The sequence below is a fragment of the Shewanella sp. SM55 genome, assembly GCF_025654025.1.
Classification (GTDB): Bacteria; Pseudomonadota; Gammaproteobacteria; order Enterobacterales; family Shewanellaceae; genus Shewanella; species Shewanella oncorhynchi.
Genome location: NZ_JAKKRS010000021.1, coordinates 1 through 17,833 on the forward strand (window position 1 = coordinate 1; position 17,833 = coordinate 17,833).

Annotated in this window: 21 protein-coding genes; 6 read left to right on the forward strand and 15 right to left on the reverse strand. The window is 47.0% G+C overall.

Translation table 11 applies throughout. The annotated features are described in order from the left end of the window. Positions 1 to 503: 503 nt before the first annotated feature. Both L5L91_RS21110 and L5L91_RS21115 read right to left on the reverse strand, forming a co-directional pair. Positions 504 to 857 carry a RidA family protein gene (locus tag L5L91_RS21110; RefSeq protein ID WP_173248029.1) on the reverse strand — a complete coding sequence of 118 codons (354 nt, stop codon included), beginning with the start codon at positions 855 to 857 and terminating at the stop codon, positions 504 to 506. Positions 858 to 938: 81 nt separating this feature from the next. Next, positions 939 to 2,432, reverse strand: coding sequence for a Na+/H+ antiporter NhaC family protein (locus L5L91_RS21115; protein ID WP_263163944.1), 1,494 nt, complete (start codon positions 2,430 to 2,432; stop codon positions 939 to 941). Positions 2,433 to 2,611: 179 nt separating this feature from the next. Here L5L91_RS21115 and L5L91_RS21120 point away from each other — a divergent pair, with 179 nt between their 5' ends. Then, the gene (locus tag L5L91_RS21120; RefSeq protein ID WP_006083484.1) at positions 2,612 to 2,833 is read left to right on the forward strand and encodes a cell division protein ZapB; all 222 of its coding nucleotides are present in this window, start codon (positions 2,612 to 2,614) and stop codon (positions 2,831 to 2,833) included. On the opposite strand, the gene L5L91_RS21125 is transcribed toward L5L91_RS21120, so the two are convergent. The 7 genes from L5L91_RS21125 to L5L91_RS21155 form a co-directional block, all read right to left on the reverse strand. Then, positions 2,830 to 3,042: a DUF1107 domain-containing protein gene (locus L5L91_RS21125; protein ID WP_006083486.1), complete on the reverse strand. Its 213-nt coding sequence runs from the start codon at positions 3,040 to 3,042 to the stop codon at positions 2,830 to 2,832. The two genes, L5L91_RS21120 and L5L91_RS21125, sit on opposite strands and share 4 nt — an antisense overlap. Before the next feature lie 505 nt (positions 3,043 to 3,547). Further along, on the reverse strand, positions 3,548 to 4,156 hold the full coding sequence (locus L5L91_RS21130; RefSeq protein ID WP_131524948.1) for a thiol:disulfide interchange protein DsbA/DsbL: 609 nt from the start codon (positions 4,154 to 4,156) through the stop codon (positions 3,548 to 3,550). Between the two features lie 129 nt (positions 4,157 to 4,285). Next, positions 4,286 to 5,308, reverse strand: coding sequence for a serine/threonine protein kinase (locus tag L5L91_RS21135; protein WP_263237670.1), 1,023 nt, complete (start codon positions 5,306 to 5,308; stop codon positions 4,286 to 4,288). Between the two features lie 2 nt (positions 5,309 to 5,310). Continuing rightward, positions 5,311 to 5,643: a DUF3630 family protein gene (locus L5L91_RS21140; protein WP_219251784.1), complete on the reverse strand. Its 333-nt coding sequence runs from the start codon at positions 5,641 to 5,643 to the stop codon at positions 5,311 to 5,313. Between the two features lie 13 nt (positions 5,644 to 5,656). Further along, positions 5,657 to 7,111 carry a protein adenylyltransferase SelO gene (locus L5L91_RS21145; RefSeq protein ID WP_219251785.1) on the reverse strand — a complete coding sequence of 485 codons (1,455 nt, stop codon included), beginning with the start codon at positions 7,109 to 7,111 and terminating at the stop codon, positions 5,657 to 5,659. A gap of 9 nt (positions 7,112 to 7,120) precedes the next feature. After that, positions 7,121 to 7,432 carry a hypothetical protein gene (locus L5L91_RS21150; RefSeq protein WP_113941607.1) on the reverse strand — a complete coding sequence of 104 codons (312 nt, stop codon included), beginning with the start codon at positions 7,430 to 7,432 and terminating at the stop codon, positions 7,121 to 7,123. A gap of 143 nt (positions 7,433 to 7,575) precedes the next feature. Further along, positions 7,576 to 8,412 (reverse strand): hypothetical protein, encoded by an 837-nt coding sequence (locus L5L91_RS21155; protein WP_263182422.1) that lies wholly within the window; start codon positions 8,410 to 8,412, stop codon positions 7,576 to 7,578. A gap of 274 nt (positions 8,413 to 8,686) precedes the next feature. On the opposite strand from L5L91_RS21155, the gene L5L91_RS21160 reads away from it, so the two are divergent. From L5L91_RS21160 to L5L91_RS21175, 4 genes are all read left to right on the forward strand, one after another. Continuing rightward, positions 8,687 to 9,046 carry a DsrE/DsrF/TusD sulfur relay family protein gene (locus L5L91_RS21160; protein ID WP_263237675.1) on the forward strand — a complete coding sequence of 120 codons (360 nt, stop codon included), beginning with the start codon at positions 8,687 to 8,689 and terminating at the stop codon, positions 9,044 to 9,046. 147 nt (positions 9,047 to 9,193) lie between these two features. Beyond that, complete coding sequence (locus tag L5L91_RS21165) at positions 9,194 to 9,592, forward strand: nitrous oxide-stimulated promoter family protein (protein WP_071940633.1); 399 nt, start codon at positions 9,194 to 9,196, stop codon at positions 9,590 to 9,592. Between the two features lie 57 nt (positions 9,593 to 9,649). Then, complete coding sequence (locus tag L5L91_RS21170) at positions 9,650 to 10,564, forward strand: hypothetical protein (RefSeq protein ID WP_263207520.1); 915 nt, start codon at positions 9,650 to 9,652, stop codon at positions 10,562 to 10,564. A 152-nt stretch (positions 10,565 to 10,716) separates the two neighbouring features. After that, a complete protein-coding gene (locus L5L91_RS21175; protein ID WP_219251787.1) occupies positions 10,717 to 11,301 on the forward strand; it encodes a YSC84-related protein in 585 nt (194 codons plus the stop codon). A gap of 309 nt (positions 11,302 to 11,610) precedes the next feature. Here the strand turns inward: L5L91_RS21175 and arsJ are convergent, their stop codons facing one another. From arsJ to L5L91_RS21205, 6 genes are all read right to left on the reverse strand, one after another. After that, complete coding sequence (gene arsJ / locus L5L91_RS21180) at positions 11,611 to 12,858, reverse strand: organoarsenical effux MFS transporter ArsJ (RefSeq protein WP_263163926.1); 1,248 nt, start codon at positions 12,856 to 12,858, stop codon at positions 11,611 to 11,613. Between the two features lie 5 nt (positions 12,859 to 12,863). Continuing rightward, positions 12,864 to 13,874 (reverse strand): ArsJ-associated glyceraldehyde-3-phosphate dehydrogenase, encoded by a 1,011-nt coding sequence (locus tag L5L91_RS21185; protein ID WP_263163924.1) that lies wholly within the window; start codon positions 13,872 to 13,874, stop codon positions 12,864 to 12,866. A gap of 56 nt (positions 13,875 to 13,930) precedes the next feature. After that, positions 13,931 to 14,422, reverse strand: coding sequence for a tyrosine-protein phosphatase (locus L5L91_RS21190; RefSeq protein WP_263163921.1), 492 nt, complete (start codon positions 14,420 to 14,422; stop codon positions 13,931 to 13,933). A gap of 7 nt (positions 14,423 to 14,429) precedes the next feature. Then, complete coding sequence (locus L5L91_RS21195; protein WP_220777286.1) at positions 14,430 to 14,666, reverse strand: thioredoxin family protein; 237 nt, start codon at positions 14,664 to 14,666, stop codon at positions 14,430 to 14,432. 11 nt (positions 14,667 to 14,677) lie between these two features. Then, positions 14,678 to 15,676, reverse strand: a complete 999-nt coding sequence (locus tag L5L91_RS21200) for a permease (protein WP_263237676.1) — start codon at positions 15,674 to 15,676, stop codon at positions 14,678 to 14,680. Between the two features lie 90 nt (positions 15,677 to 15,766). Next, the gene (locus L5L91_RS21205; protein WP_263178906.1) at positions 15,767 to 16,114 is read right to left on the reverse strand and encodes a metalloregulator ArsR/SmtB family transcription factor; all 348 of its coding nucleotides are present in this window, start codon (positions 16,112 to 16,114) and stop codon (positions 15,767 to 15,769) included. A 357-nt stretch (positions 16,115 to 16,471) separates the two neighbouring features. On the opposite strand from L5L91_RS21205, the gene L5L91_RS21210 reads away from it, so the two are divergent. Beyond that, positions 16,472 to 17,755, forward strand: coding sequence for an arsenic transporter (locus tag L5L91_RS21210; RefSeq protein ID WP_263237677.1), 1,284 nt, complete (start codon positions 16,472 to 16,474; stop codon positions 17,753 to 17,755). Positions 17,756 to 17,833 lie beyond the last annotated feature (78 nt).

Below are 17,833 nucleotides of genomic sequence, written 5' to 3' on the forward strand. Positions count from 1 at the left end.
ATTTACGGTGGCCATTAGATCACGTGGTTTCGTCGTCTTGTGCCAACTCACCTCTAGCCTACGCCTCATATGATGTTCTTGTTCATCAGCTCGCAAATTTGCTAGCGGCTTCCTTCAGACCAATCCTCGCGGATAAGCCCTTGCCATTCGCTAGTAGTTAACGTTTAATTACAGGATGTTATTGAACGGTGACCTTCCTACAGAGGACTTTCACCTCATTAGTTCATGCCCATGCTGGGCGTACACAAGATATTGAGACTATCGCCAGCGCACTCTCAGAACAATATGGGGATCATCCGCCGCTTGTCCCTGCACATTTAATGGAATACTTATTAGGTTAAAGCTAAAGGGTTTTGTTAGAAGAGAGTGGACCTGCTGAACAATACAGGTTTAGTTAGTGAGGTGTATTGCAGAAAAGCTTCACCGAGTCATGACACTCGGTGACAGGATTCGAAATAGGGATCGAAACAGGCTTCTAAACGGGACGAAAAATAGCTTAGCGCTTAAACCGCAACCGCCGCAATCACTGAGACTTCAACCAAATATTCTGGCTCGGCAATAGCGGCTTGCACACAAGCACGGGCTGGCGCATGACCTTTAGGCACCCAAGCATCCCATACCGCATTCATCGCATCATAATCACCCATATCTTTCAGATAAATAGTCGCTGACAGTAAATGCTCACGCGAACTTCCCGCCTGCGCTAACAAGGTATCGACCTCCTCAAGCATAGTGACAGTTTGCTCGGTGATACCTTGATACTTGTCCTTCGCCACTTGACCACACAGATACACAGTACCTTGGTGGATCACTATACTGCTCATGCGGGTACCTACATCTAAACGGGTAATACTCATATTGATAATCTCTTAAATCAGATGCACTTAAATAAATGGCTCAGCAAGAACCGAATCGGCTATTTTAACGATAAACAGGCTTTATGTCTGCGCCACGAATCTGGGCAAAGGTGAATAAAAACGTGCCATCAAGGCAAATAATCCTAGGCTACAGCTCACCACGGCCAGCCACACTAACGGCGTCACCACGGCTAAATTGACTAATTGAAATCCGACTAAGGCTGCGCATGCCGCGATCAAAGCAAAGGGCAACTGAGTCACCACATGGTCATGGGGAGCGCAACCAGAACTGGTCGCACTGAGCACACTGGTATCTGAAATGGGCGAGCAGTGGTCGCCAAAAACCGACCCCGCCATCACAGCGCTCAGTACCGGTAACAACAAATGAGGATCTAAGTTATGGGCAATCTCTGCGCCAATAGGGATCATAATTGCAAATGTTCCCCAGCTTGAACCCGTCGCAAAAGCCATTATCGCGCAGAGTAAAAACATTCCCGCTACCAGCAGGTGCGGAGAAAGATAAGCCTTAGCCCAAGCAGCCAACAATTTAGCGACGCCAAGATCTTGGATCACAGCGCCAATCATCCAAGTGCAGAGTAAAATCGCAATGGCGAAGGCGATCATGCGAACTCCGTGGCTCAAATCCCCCACTAATGCCGTTAAACGTCGCCCAGACAAGCCTAACATGGCAAGAGTGACCAAGGTTGCCAACAAACAAGCATCGCGCATAGAAGCGCCAATATCAGCCTTAGCAAGCCAGAGTGACACATCCCAAGAAGAAACCTGCTGAGCCCCAGACCACAAAGTTAATCCCACTGAAGCAGACAGCAGAGTCAGCATAGGGATTGCGAGCAGCCAAGGATTTCCCTTAACCTCGACCGTATTGGAGGATTCCACAGCAGTAACAGCAACAAAAGAGTGAAAACCTACGCCATACCAAGCGACGAGTACGGACAAGCCTAAGGTCACTATGGCGTAAAAGTTAAATAATGCCACCTCAATAAAGGCTTCCAGCGGCGACACGGGTAAAAAGCTGATCCCCGCGATAAGCGCCATCACATAAGGGCCCCAACTGGAGAAAGGCAATAGCGCGCATAAAGGCGAAGCATTGGAATCAACTAAATAGGCGAGCTGCTCATGGCGAATACCATAACGCTGGCTGAGCGGCTGACACACATGGCCGACAGCAAGACAACTGAAAATCCCATCGATAAACACTAACCAACCAAGAAATACGACCCCAAGACGCGCCTGACGTTCAGTACGAATACGACTATACAGCCAATCACCAAACTGACCCACGGCACCACCACGTGCTAACAATTGTGTCATGCTACCGAGCAGTAACATAGCGAACAGCACATTGAGATGCCACGCTTGCCAAGCACCTTGGGCATAAAATTGTTTTACACCGATATCAAGCAAATACAACCCAGTTTGCAGCGGATCAAATTGGGCGATTAATAGGGCACCAGAGACAATACCTACACCTAACGCCACCAGCGTGCGGCGTAAAAATAGCGCTAAGGTTAAGGTCAACAGTAGCGGGAGTATGGCGAGCAAACTAGGCGACATGGACCATTCCGATAAAAAATAAAACCAAGAATACTAACGAGTTAATAACAAATGCAAAAAAACTTAATTTAGAACCCAGTAATAGGGTATTTTTTAACCAAACGGCAAGAATCGCTATTCCTTAAGTTCTAGGCACTGCTAGAATCACAGTCCCATCCAGAAACCATAGGACTCTCCAGATGAGCCTTGAATTACTGTCCAAACTGGAAACCAAAATCCAGGCTGCACTCGAAACTATCGAGCTTCTAAAAATGGAGCTTGAAGAAGAGAAGCAAAAAGCGTCTACGCTGAGTGAGCACAATCAACAATTGAATGCGCAAAACCAGCAACTACAAGAAGAACTCACTTCTTGGAACGAAAAAGTGACTGGCCTTGTTGGCTTGTTAAACAGCGAAATCTAAACTGCATTAGTTTGATGATGCTGCGCTTCGATCAGTTCGTTCAATTCTAAAATAGCCTGCTTCACTTTTGGCAGGCTTTTTCTTGGCAGTAAAAACCGTCCCTTCTCAAATTCCAATCGTCCTAAATCTTTAACCCAAATAACACCAGTGAGAAAAATACGCGCGTGCTTAACGATAAGCTTAGGTGCGTAGACAGGAAAAACTCTCATATGACCACCTACAAGCATTCTTGTTGTTATTGATTACAGTTGTTTGACAGAAGCTTTGCCACTTGAGTTTCATCGTTAGAGTGGTATTTTTCATCTTTTATCGCCAAAAATACTTAATCGTTTGATTTAGTTAAACTATGAATATGTCACCCTGTGAGTAAAAAAGAAGAACGCCATAATAATGTCACTTGCCAATTTTTTGACACTCTGCTAAATTATTAGCGTTACTCAGGGTAAAAATGAGTCCTCTGGCTCAAGTCCGTACTTTCTTTTACAAGAAGTACGGTTTTTTTTGCCCATTTTTTGCCTCGTCTTTATTCCATAAGTTCAAACGACTAGCCTACAGAGGCCTAACTTAGTACGTTAAACTCCCTATCAAAGCGCTATTTGCCTTGTTGTTGCCAACCGCCCCAATAAAAAAGAGCCCTTAGGCTCTCTTTAACATGCAATCGATACAGCATTATCATCCGCTCATATGACAGCAGTGCGGGTAACGCCTATCGAACTATTTTTTTGCTAGGTAGAAAGCAATTTCTAACAGCTCGTCGTAGGATTTGATTGCCCCTGTTTCAACACGGTACTTACCGTTAACAACCAGAGCAGGTACACCCGTCAGCTTAGCATTTTCAGTATCACGCTTCATCTTTGCCATTTGCGCCTTTACCATGAAAGACTCTGCAGCCGCATCGAAGGTTTTACCATCGACACCGTTAGCAATAAACACAGCACGAACATCATCGCGATTAGTAAAATGCTGTTTCTTCTCATGAATAGCAGAGAATAACGCCGCATCCATTTTCTCATCGACGTTTAACTGATGTGCGACTGCAAATGCGCGTGACATTTCAACCCCCATCTCTTTGCCGATAAAATCAACGTGTGCTTGGTTAAACGCAACGCCTTCTGGCTTCTCGGTGAGAATTTTTGGCACTACGGTTTTAGAGAAAGTAAAACAATGCGGACAATAGAAAGAGAAAAACTCAGTAATCTCAGGCTTCGCAGTTGCTGGGCCATCGTTAATCACTGTGTAATGCACACCTTCTTGGTATTCCACAGCCGATACTGCCAGTGGCGCCATTAACAGAGCCGCGGCCATGAGTAATACTTTTTTCATGAAAATTCCTTAAATCATTTTGATAAATTGGCTGGAGACTAACATATTCCATTTTTTGAGTGTAACTCAAGCTTAAGAGTTCAATCTAATGTCACAAGATACGTCTGTGAAATCATATTTTGCTCAATGCTAATACGGCACTAGGCTCAGTGGTGGTTCGCTAAGGGCAAATAATTGCTCTTTGAACGCCAAAATCTGCTGTTCCCAATACTTTTCATCCCCAAACCACGGGAAGTTCATCGGGAAAGCCGGATCGTCCCAGCGACGGCCAATCCACGCGTTGTAATGCACCATACGCAGCGCCCGCAACGGTTCAATCAAGGCTAACTGTCTTGTATCAAACTCACAAAATTCTTCATAGGCTTCGAGTAAAATCTCAAGCTGCATCAGTTGCTGCGCTCTATCCCCGGTTAGCATCATCCATAAATCTTGAATCGCTGGCCCCATGCGAGCATCGTCTAAATCGACGAATCCGGGACCGTCTGGCGTCCACAAAATATTGCCTGGGTGTAAATCGCCGTGTAAGCGAATGGCCGCAAAATCTTGGCGATCCCAAATCGCATTCGCCTTTGCCAGCACCTGCTCTAATACGGTAAAGAAGGGCAAGCGTAGGCTATTAGGCACCAGATTAGATTGCTTTAACCACGCGAGCGGCTCGGCGCCTAAAATCTGCGGATTCAGCGGTTCACGTTCAGCAAATACCGTTTGCGCCGCGTACTGGTGTATCCGACCGATGAACCGACCCACTAATTCCAGCTGCTCTAAATTATCGACTTCGAAGGCGCGACCACCCAAGGAAGGAAACAGGGTAAATCGATAACCTTGGTACTTGTGTAACGTATGGCCTTCGATAATTACAGGTACGGCAATCGGGATATCTTCTGCCGCGAGTGCGAGCGCATAATCATGTTCCTCTTGGATCTGCGCATCGCTCCAACGGTCTGGGCGATAGAACTTCACCACATAACGCAGCCCTTCATCGCTACGGAACTGATACACGCGGTTCTCGTAACTGTTCAGCGCGAGTAAGCCCGTTTCCGGGTACACGCCCAGACTTTCGATCGCATCTAAGATCAAATCCGGTGTTAGGGCTTGAAAATGGAACTCAGCGCCGCTAGAACTCGTGGCTGGTGGCGTCATATTCTGACTCATATTCAGTTCACTCTTAGGTGAGGTAGCAGCAAAGTGGCTAAGTATTCCAGCACCTCAAAATCGGCTTCTCGTTCGGTCGAGAGCCAGCAAATGTTGCCGTAAAACTCATAATTGAGCCATAACTGGCTGCCTTCAAATTCTAATAACCATTGATGCCTGTCGGCGCCCCACTGACGCTCGCGCACAGTGCAATCGAGCGCCGCGGCTAAGGGTTCGGCAAAGTCGGCGAAACGATCAAAATCGATATCCGCACTGACCGCTAAACTTAAGGCGTTTCTATCTAAGCTAATGGTATCTAAGCTTATGGCTTTTAAATGTGTGCTTGGTAATTTCATGCTTGTTATCCCATCAACTACTACATGACATGATCAAACCTTGGCCCCAGTCCGGTGGACGCTTGGCTAAGTCTTCATGCTCTGCGTGTTCGGCAAAGGGCTGAGTTAAGATTTTTTGCAGCAAATGCAGCGGCGCAAGATTACCCTCTTCCACTGCGATTATCGCCTCTTGGGCTAAATAGTTACGCAAAATATATTTGGGATTCACACTATTGCGCTCAGTTTGCCACGCTGGGATATCAGCCACCACGCCCAATCGCTGTTGATAGGCTTGATACCAAACATCAAACTGACAGACATCGATAAAGTCATCCCGCAGCGCACTGTGTTTGCTGGTTGGATCTAACTTGCCTAATTGACGCCAAGTCTGAGTGTAATCGAGTTGATTTTTCTCCATCAGCACAGTAAATCGACCTATAAGTTCGAGATCCTGTTTGTCCTGCTCTACCGACGAAACATCAACTGCTGATAGACCTAGTTTTGCCCGCATCAAGCGCAAATAAGGCTGCACTAGCGCCTCTTGGTATTGATTAAGAATGGCAATTAAGTCATCGGATGGGATCACTGGTGTGAGCGCCTGTGCTAAACGTTGCAAGTTCCACAAACCGACGCCCGGCTGCTGACCAAAGGCATAGCGACCTTCGGGATCAGAATGATTACAGATAAAGTCTTCTTGGAATGTATCGAGGAACGCAAAGGGACCGAAGTCAAAACTGTCACCTAGAATCGACATATTGTCTGTGTTCATCACGCCATGGGCAAAACCGACCGCCTGCCAGTGGGCAATCATCTTAGCGGTATCTTGCACTACCTGTAAAAACCACGCTTTATAACCTGCGGCATCACAACTCAAATGGGGATAGTGCTGAGTAATAGTGAAGTTGAGTAATTGAGTCAGCTTATCGGCACGGCCGCGCTCACTGTGGCAGAAAAACTCGAAATGACCGAAACGAATATGGCTACGGGCTAAACGTACGGTAATGGCTGCGGTTTCTTGGCTCTCGCGCCATACGGGCAAGTCAGAGCCAATCACAGCCAAGGCGCGGGTCGTCGGCACATGCAGATGATGCAGCGCCTCAGAGACTAAAAACTCGCGCACTGCGGAGCGCATCACAGCACGGCCATCACCACGGCGCGAATAAGGCGTCGGACCGCCGCCTTTAAGAGCGACATCCCATGCGCCATGTGGACCAATCGCTTCACCTAAAATGATCGAACGTCCATCCCCTAAGCGCGGCGTGTAACCGCCAAATTGGTGGCCACTATAGACTTGGGCATAGTAAGTCGCGCCATCGACGGCAGCATTGCCAGATAAGCCCAATAACAGCTCATCGGTGGGTTGACTTAAGCCTATCAATTGGGCGGCGTCATTACTCCATGCCAGCCATTCAGGCTTAGTTATCCCTTGTGGATATACTTGCGAGTAAAACTCAGGCAGCTGAGTAAAAAAATCCTGTTTAAACTTCATCTTGTCCACCTATTGGCTCATGGTCTTGCAAACCAGCACCGACTTATCGTCGAACTCACATAGGTGCCCACATTGATAAGATCCAAGGCCAAAACCACTCACGCCAGAACGACTTAGGCGTTGCATACCATGAGCCTTGCTCTGGCATTGCTCTAGAGTATCGTAGTAACCATTAATATCTTCGGCCTGCAAAGGTGTCACCGGAATGGCACTCACATCGGGATAATAAAATAGGGTCCATTCTGGGGTTTTAGTACAGCCACTGAGTAGCAATAATCCAAGCCCGAATAAGACATTCGGTAAGGCATAGCTTAGTTTCATTTTTCCCCTATTAAGCCCATAAAAAAAGCGAACCTTAGTTCGCCTTTTGCGCATTCAGTTAGCAGGGATTCTACACTGCTTAGACGAGGGAAATAACCGCTTTTCGACTAAGGGTTTACCCGCTAAGCGCTCCCTACGACATATCAAGCCGTGGTTGCTTTAGTCTGTGCTTTCTCAATCCGGTTGATTCGGCCCTCAAAGCCAGTGACAGTGCCATCGCTCAGCCCAAGCTCAAGTGCTTTACGACAGATGACAATGGCGGCATCGAAGGCTTGGGTATCATTTAGCAAGGTGGCTAAATGCAGGAAACCGGAAGATTTAAGCTCAGTATCTTTGCCTTGCTCGGCGCTAGCCGCTTGGAACAGTGCAATATACTCTTCCGCTAATTGAGCACCATAGTTAAGGTAATCCGCCGATTTACGCTGTTTGTAGCATTCAGCAATCATATTTTGCAGCGCGGTATAGCGAGCACTGGCTGACGTCGCTCCTTGATACTCCTCAAAGGCCCGAACTAAAGTCACATTCGCCCAAGCCCCTGGCGCACCGACCTCAGAACGTGTGTTCGATGCTGGCTCTGCTTCAGTCTTAACGTCATCTTGTTCATCTGCAGGCGTGGTGCCTAAAATGATCACCGCCTCTTCATTATGGGCCGCAGGAATATCGACTTCGATGATATCTGTGTCTAGCGCCACCGAAATGCTCGCAGGGCTTTCGGTCTCACGGGGCATTAATTCGGCTTCAACTTCGATAACTGGCTCTACTTCAGCCACACCAGTATCCTCAACCCTGTTAACTGGCTCAGGTTCTACACGCTCGGGCTCAACAGCGGAGAAAATAGGTGCCTCTTCGGTGGGAACTACAGGTTTTACCGAGGTCGACTTGGGTTTCATCGCCTCTTGTTCTTCTTTCGCCAATCGCTGCGCGCGAAGGAATAAAAACACCCCGACAGCAATCAGTATAAATACGACTAAGATCTTCATTCTTGTTCACCTTTGATGGCCGCTTCTCATCAGAAGCCGTGTCAATGGGTTTGCCAACGTCCATCAGGACTGTGTCCATGGCAACCGAGTCTAGCTAAAAATTGAGCAGAGATTAACCGCTATTAAAGTCCATTGTGTCGGTGCAAATCAAGTATTTATGCCTTTTTATACGATCTTGCGCTCAAATAGTTATAGCCAATTGCGCTAGACTGGCACAATCGAGTTCCCTAATCCCCCCCATCCACCTGCTTATAACAAACATAAGGAAAACCTGATGCAAAGTATTCTTATCGTGGCCCATGCCAGTCCCTACGGAACAGAAAAGCTATTTAATAGCTTACGCATCGTATTAGCCCTGAAGGATCAGGACGAGCAAGCGGTCGATCTTAAACTTTTTCTCATGTCAGATGCCGTGTTTGGCGCACTCAAAAATCAAACCACACCGGACTTAAGCTACAACCTGCAGCAGATGTTTGAAATTCTCTCGGCACAGCAAGTTCCGATTCTACTTTGCAAGACCTGCGCTCAAGCGCGAGGCGTCACTGCGGAAATGATTATCGAAGGTGCGCATATAGGCACACTGCAAGATTTAACTCGCTGGACACTGGCTGCCGACAAAGTGATGCATATCTAAGGTTTATTTTTAGGCGTGACATTAGGGATAGTTGGATTATTTAAAGCCCCATTTTGTGCGCACCTTCATAAATTGGTGCTTTCGTTTTGTCAGCGCCAATTTCACTGCCTATGATGGGATATCCGAGTGACAAGCTAAGGTATTCCAATGGGCACAGCCACACTGCTTACGGGCAAACTCCTGTACGAACACCAAACCATTGCCGCAATGGTGACGATTTATTGCAAGGCGAAACACCAAGGCCAAGACGCGACGAGCCTATGTGCAGATTGCATTGAGTTATTGGATTATGCCGCAACACGCCTAGATCGCTGCCCCTACGGACAAAACAAACCCACCTGTAATAAATGCCCAGTGCATTGCTACAAACCCGCGCAGAAACAAATCGTCAAAGAGATCATGATCTTTTCTGGTCCACGGATGTTATTACCGCATCCCGTTCGTGCAATCAAACACTTACTCGCGGAACGCATTCCTGTTCCCAGCGTTGTGCCCGAGGCGGCTTCAAATCGTCATCAGCGCATAGCAAGCCAACAGAAAAACTAACGGCGATACTTTTACCGAGCCGATTTCCCTGATATAACAGGGCTCGAGGTATCGCATATGAACGAGTTTCATAGTTTTTTCACTCAAGCTTACTGGTGGTTGTCATTATTTGGAGGCGTACATTGCCTCGCATTAGCTATTTATATTCGCTATTTTTATCACCCAGACGCTAACCAAAAACTCCTCGCCGCTTTCTTAAGTCTTATTGCTCTATACTTCCTCACGGGTATGTTGAACCGCGATAACAGTCCAATTCCCATTCATATCCTATTCAATCTGATTAACCCCATCTATTTTTTGCTCATGCCTTTGCTCTATCTATATTGCAAACGCAGTTTAGCACCAACCAATAAACCGCTAGGGTTTTCAAAGCATTACTGGCCATCTGCATTCACATTAGTTTTCGCCATTTTAGATATTGCCCTAAGATTAACTGCGCATCCCATTAACGAGTGGCAACCCATAGCTCTGATGCTTAAAGAAATGAGTATCAGCCAATGGGGCGCTCTACTCCCAGCGCTGTTATCTGTACAAACCTGTTTTTACTTTATCGCGCTGTGGATGTTGTTTCGTCGACATAAACGCAATCAAAGAGATGTCACTCAAACCCAAGAAGCGCTCGGCACCATTCGGTTTCGTTGGTTGATAAGCTTGACCTTGGCCATGTTGTTGAATTGGTTAATCCGCGTATTTGTGGTGATTTTGCCTTTCTATCTTGGTGATAATCTATCGCTACTTTCCCTCGCATTGCCAAGGCTGACCTTACTACTGAGCATGTATATGCTGGCGGTATATGGGCTAAAGCAAATCACCCGCTCTGCCTACTTAAAAGGCCGCATGGCCGAACCAGAGTTAGAGCAACGCCCACTCGTCATTGAAAATATTCTCACCCCAGAGGAGTATGAATTTTTGCATCAAGTTCAGCAGGACGATGCAGAAAAAAACCAAGGTTCTTCGCCACCTAAGAACTAATTGGCGAAACTGCACTCCAATCATCACCACCAATATCACTCCAACCATTAAGTCGAACACTGAACCTAAGCTGACACATATGTCACTTTTGGCTGTCATTTGTGTCGATAAAGGCTAGTCTGGAACAACTAAAGACTTGAAGAGGCGTTACCATGAAATCATTTTTAACAGCCATTGCGGCATCAACATGCCTTATTGTGAGCCTATTTGCTGCCCCAACTGCACATGCAGATGAAAGCTACGATCAGGCAGTAGTCAATTTCCAAAAAGCGAAAGAAACCAGTAAATTTTTCGATACAGCCTATGGCTATGCTTTATTCCCAACTGTGGGTAAAGGCGGAATTGGGATCGGCGCAGCCTATGGCAAAGGCCGAGTCTACCAAGGCGGTGCCTATATGGGTGATTCGAGTCTGACTCAATTATCCATCGGTTTTCAATTAGGTGGACAAGCCTACAGCGAGATCATCTTCTTTAAAGATGCCAAAGCCTATGAAGCCTTCACGAGCGGCAGTTTCGAGTTTGACGCCCAAGCGTCGGCAGTTGCCATCAACATGGGAGCAAGCGCTCAAGCAGGAACCACAGGCAACTCAGCAGGCGCAGGCCAATCGGGTGGTAATCGCTCGGCGAGCGGCTCTTATATCAACGGTATGGCAGTATTTACCGCAGCAAAAGGCGGCTTAATGTTTGAAGCCGCTCTTGCGGGTCAAGCCTTTAGCTTTGAGCCTAAAGCTAACTAAGACGAGCCATTCGGCTGTGATATCAAACGGCGAGCCTAAATGCTCGCCGTTTTTTCTTAAGTGATTACCTCAAGCTTCTGACTCAGATGTTCTAACTAAAACCAAGTCATTAGAATTGAGCAAAATAAGTTGAAATGTATATAGTTGTGCGATTGGGAATAGCGACATAATGACGTGTATAAAACAGGCTGAAATAGAGAGAGTTGTTTGCTCAAAATCAAAAAACTTCAGTTAACAAAATACCCTCCATACTTTGGTGGGCATTGAATAAAAACAACCGCAACAACTCAGGGATAGCTTAGGTAAGTATTAAGCACCATCTGATATCGCTTTATGCCGAGGCAGTTTGATTGAGATAAGCGCCGCTAACGCAATAAATGCCGCCGATATCCACAGACAAGCCGCCATGCCATACACTTGATACACCCAGCCAGACAACACAGTCCCGATCAAACGCCCCATAGCATTAGCCATGTAGTAAAAACCCACATCTAACGATACGCCATCTTCATCCGCATAACTGACGATAAGATAGCTGTGTAATGAAGAGTTGATCGCGAATAAGGCGCCAAACAGCATCAATCCCCAAATCAGTATATTCGCGGCATGGAAGTCATAACTTATCGCCAGCGCAATGCCTGCCGGCACTATGCTCAATATCGCCGCCCAACCTAAGGCGCTACGTCCATCGGGAACCTTGTTTTTGCCCGCCGACTTTGTCCCCGTCAAGCGAGGTGCGAAGCCTTGCACTATGCCATAACCTATCACCCAGAGTGCGAGAAAACCGCCGACATACCAATGATCCCAACCAAAGGCTGAGGCCAAATAAACGGGTAAAGCCACCACAAACCACACATCCCGCGCACCAAACAAAAACATGCGTGCGGCAGAAAGCGTGTTTACCGCCGGACTCTTAGAGAAAATTTCCGTGAACTTAGGTTTGTTTTTGGCTTTACCTAAATCGCGCTGCAAACTTAACAGACTAAAAATCCACACCAGCAATAGGCAAATCGCCATGCCTAACACGGCCTGCTGGAATCCCAGGGTCAGTAAGGCGCCGCCCAAGAAGAACCCCGCGCCCTTTAGCGCATTTTTGGAGCCAGTGAGCATAGCAACCCACTTATACAGCTCACCCTGAGCATCATTGGGCACCAACAACTTGATACTGCTTTTAGCGCTCATCTTATTGAGATCTTTAGCGATACCCGACAAGGCCTGCGCCGCCATAACCCAAGCAACCGTCAGCATACCGCTAGGCACAAGCAGCATGCTAAGGGCGACAATCTGCATAAATAGGCCCACATTCATGGTCTTATTTAAGCCTAAACGCGCCCCGAGCCAGCCGCCGACTAAGTTCGTTACCACCCCAAAGATTTCATAGAAGAGGAATAGCATGGCAATTTGCAGCGGGCTATAACCTAAGCCATGAAAATGGAGCACCACTAACATACGTAATGCGCCATCGGTAAGCGTGAATGCCCAATAGTTGCCTGTGACCACCAAATACTGGCGGATCTCGGGTGATATGTTAGACAAGAACCCTGTCAGCTTACCCATAAAGCTTATGCCTTATCCATCAGACCGACCATGCGGGCCAGTTCGACGGTGCGATTGGTATAGCCCCACTCGTTGTCATACCAAGCGTAGAGTTTGACCTGAGTGCCATTGATTATCATGGTCGATAGCGCATCGATAATGCTCGAACGCGGATCGGTTTTATAATCGACTGAGACTAATGGACGTTCCTCATAACCTAAAATGCCTTTTAGCGGTCCGTCTGCAGCTTCTTTTAACAGGCGATTGACCTCAGCTTCGGTCGTTTTGCGACTCACCTCGAACACGCAATCGGTTAATGAGGCATTCGCTAATGGCACCCGCACCGCATGGCCGTTGAGCTTACCTTTGAGTTCAGGGAAAATATGGGTAATGGCCGTCGCTGAGCCTGTTGTCGTAGGGATAAGGCTTAAACCACAGGCCCGCGCCCGGCGGAGATCTTTATGCGGTGCATCTAAGATAGTTTGAGTGTTGGTAATATCGTGAATAGTCGTCATGGAACCATGCACTATGCCGAGGTTTTCGTGGATCACTTTGACGATTGGCGCCAAACAGTTAGTAGTACAGGAGGCCGCAGTCACAATCGGATGAATGGCTTTGTCATAGAGTTGATGATTCACTCCCATGACAACGTTTAACACGCCCTCTTCTTTAACGGGCGCTGTGACCACAACGCGTTTAACGCCTTGATCTAAATAAGCTTGTAGCACTTCTTTGGTTTTCATCTTACCCGAGGCTTCAATCACTACATCGCAGGCGGACCAATCGGTTTCGGCGATGGTTTTATTGCGAGTACAGCGAATACGCTTGCCATCGATAATGATGTCATCACCATCGGCATTGGCTTCGTACTGCCAGCGACCATGCACAGAGTCGAATGTCAGCAAATGGGCTAAGGTCGCCGCATCCCCTGCGGGATCATTAATCTGCACAAACTCAACCTCTTCCCAGCCCCAAGCGGCGCGTAATGCTAAACGTCCCATACGGCCAAAGCCATTTATCCCGATTTTGATTGTCATACCAGCATCCTTCACACTCAGTTTTATATTAGGTGTTTTATATTATTTGTTTAAGATTAAAGCGTTATCTGTTCGATATAGCCGCGTTGATGCACATTGGTTAAGGCATTAGGGCGAATGGATTGCACTTGAGTTATCACTTCTGCCAAGGAGCCTCCCGCCAGTAACAGCAAGATTGCCGCCATTAATCCTGTGCGACCGGAACCACCGCGACAATGAATCGCAATCGTCGCTTTGTTTTGCATCAAGGTCAGCAGTTCTGCTCTGTGCTTTACAAACGCTAACTCAAATTCCTCTGCGGGCGATGCATCATCTTCTATGGGTAAATGCAGCCAAAGGATCCCCGCTTCACGGCAAATATCGGGCAATAATGCAGCTCCAAATGTTTGCAATTCGGCCAACGGCATTAAAGTGATAATGACCTCAGTCCCCGCATCTTTAAGATTGGCAACTGCATCCGCTAGGGGGACAGATTTAGTCCCAGGGCAAGGGGTAAAAATCAACCTAGCGCCACTCTCTAGCGGCAAAATATCAAATGGATGTGACATTAAAGTGTTACCCCACTAACCAGGATTCAATCATGGCTCTATGGGGAATGGAGCCCCAATGCACTAGCTTCTCATCAATCACCACAGCGGGCGTACTCATCACCTTATAATCCATGATGACTTCTGGATTGGTTTCCTTCACCAGAGAAATACCGATGCCCTTCTCGTTGGCAATGGCCGTAATGATCTCAGCGGTTTTAGTGCATTTAGCGCATCCGCTACCTAATACTTTGATGTTTAACATTTTTATAATTCTCACAGAATGGGACCTATAGCGTTAAAGATCCAACCGATTAAGGTGAATGAAATCAATAAAATAGCAAAAACGATGGCCAGCAAACGCCATTGCATCACCTGCTTGAGCAAAATGAACTCGGGAAAACTGGCGGCAACCGTAGACATACAAAATGCCAATGTCGTCCCTACGGGCAAGCCATTAGTGATAAGGCTCTCCATGATAGGGATAACCCCTGTGGCATTGGAATACAGAGGAATACCAATCAATACCGCCACAGGAACCGACCACCATTGACCATCGCCTAAGTGGGCTTCGATCCAACCGTCAGGCACAAATCCATGGAGTGCGGCGCCAAGCCCAACCCCAATAATGACCCATTTCCACACTCGGCCAAAAATCTCTAAGGTCTCGCCTTTCGCAAATTCATGCCGTTCCGTTAACGTCATGGATGTTGATGTCATACCCTCGCTATTATCGCGACTTGCTTGCGCCTGACCTTGCTCGAGTGCTTTGGCGGCAAAGGACTGCAGCCAACGCTCAGCGCGAATCGAGTCCAAAAATGCCCCCGCCAACATACCCACTGACATGCCGACCAGCACGTATATCACAGTGAACTGCCAGCCAAGCAGACTCACAAGCAACAGTACGGCGACTTCATTAATTAACGGCGAAGTGATCAGAAATGCCATAGTGATCCCAACGGGGATCCCCGCAGAAGTGAAACCTAAAAAAACCGGAATGCTAGAACATGAGCAGAATGGGGTAACAGCGCCAAAACCCGATCCCATAAAGTAACCGACAAAACGATTTTTACCCGCCAAGTAATCCCGAACCCGCTCGACATTGAGCGAGGCCCGCACCAAAGCGATGCCATAAATCATCAGCAACAGGAGCGCAAAAATCTTAGTGGTATCTTCAATAAAAAAATGGATGGCGTCGGCGAGCTTAGTATTGGGCTCTAAACCCATCAAATCAAAAGTTAACCAGCCCGCTAAATCTGAAAATATTTGCAGCATTGTTACGCCACCTTAATATTAAGCAAAACTTTAGACACGTAAATATATGAAAAAACGTATATTTGAGGTTAAATTTTTGCAGCTAGTCTTCTAGCAGCAAGCTTTAGCACGGTCAGGACGCCCGCCCATCTTACACAAATTACGCATATTTTCTTCAAGGAATACAGTGTTTTGGTTGGTAACTTCACTCAGCACTAACTGACTCCATTCGGGTAAGTCATTATTGATACGATAGAAAACCCATTGCCCCTGACGGCGATCAACTAATAAACCGCATTTACGTAATTGGGCCAAATGTCGCGAAATCTTAGGCTGGGTCTCTTGCAATGCCTCGGTCAATTCACAGACACAGAGCTCTCCCTCTTGCTGGATCAACATCATGCAACGCAAGCGGGTTTCATCGGCTAAACATTTAAAAAACTGGGTTGGATTAATCATTGATGCCCTTAGACTGAACTAATACAAACATTTTGATCCTTTTGTTAACTTTCCTAAAGGTTCATTCAAACAGCAAGCTGTGAGCGGTAAGAAACAACACTCGTTTTTCATGGCTATGGATCTTTTGGAAAGACCTTGTACAATATATACGAATTTTCATATATGTAAATATCCGTATATAAGATCACCTTAAGTATCATGCATTAGTCAAAATGGTGTTTGAGTATAGTGTTCAACACTAAGATACATACGAAAATTCACATATAAAAAATCATTCAAACCCACCGACAATATCGTTAGGTGAGGGCATTATTTTATGATTACGGGTAGACAGTCTCTGCCCTTTTAGGAGCTTGTATGTGGTTAGCAGGGGCAATTTTTGTTCTCACCATAGTGTTAGTAATTTGGCAACCTAAGGGGTTAGGCATAGGTTGGAGTGCTACCTTGGGCGCCGTATTGGCCCTACTACTGGGTGTGGTGCACTTAGGGGATATTCCTGTGGTATGGAATATTGTCTGGAATGCGACCGCCACCTTTATTGCCGTGATCGTCATCAGTTTATTATTAGATGAGTCGGGATTTTTCGAATGGGCCGCGCTACATGTGGCCCGTTGGGGCAAAGGTCGTGGCCGTTTACTCTTTACTTACATAGTGTTACTCGGCGCGACTGTTGCCGCATTGTTTGCCAATGATGGCGCGGCGTTGATCCTCACCCCGATCGTAATTGCGATGTTACTGGCTCTGGGCTTTAGCGCCGGAGCAACCTTAGCCTTTGTGATGGCGGCGGGTTTTATTGCCGATACCGCAAGTTTGCCGTTAATTGTCTCTAACCTAGTCAATATTGTTTCGGCGGACTTCTTCAATATAGGTTTTAACGAATACGCCTCTGTGATGGTGCCCGTCGATATTGCAGCTATTAGTGCCACCTTAGTCATGCTGCATCTGTTTTTTCGCAAAGATATTCCCGCGACCTACGACTTGCAAAAACTACGCGAACCTAAGGCCGCCATTCGCGACCTCAACACCTTTAAAACCGGTTGGGGCGTATTAGTCTTACTCTTGGTGGGCTTTTTTGGCTTAGAACCGCTCGGTGTGCCCGTGAGTTTAGTCGCTGCCGTGGGTGCCCTGATCCTGTTTGTTGTTGCGAAAAAAGGCCATGCCATAGATACCACTAAGGTACTGCGCGGCGCGCCATGGCAGATAGTGATCTTTTCACTCGGCATGTATTTGGTTGTTTATGGTCTTCGCAACGCAGGCTTAACCGATTACCTATCGAGCGTATTAAATAGCTTGGCAGAACAAGGGCTTTGGGCTGCCACTATGGGCACGGGCTTCTTGGTCGCGTTTTTATCCTCCATCATGAACAACATGCCAACGGTGTTAATTGGCGCCCTCTCGATAGACGGTAGCAATGCAACTGGCGTGATTAAAGAAGCCATGATTTACGCGAACGTAATTGGTAGCGATTTAGGTCCCAAAATCACCCCCATCGGCAGTTTAGCAACCCTGCTATGGCTGCATGTACTGGCGCAGAAAAATATTAATATTACCTGGGGTTATTATTTCCGCGTCGGCATAGTGATGACGCTACCTGTGCTATTTGTCACCCTAGCGGCACTGGCGCTGCGCCTCTCCTTCTAATCTTCGTCCATGGGCACTAGAGCATCTGTTTAGTGCCTATGGATAAATTTATAAGCGATTATTTATCAGAGACATGTT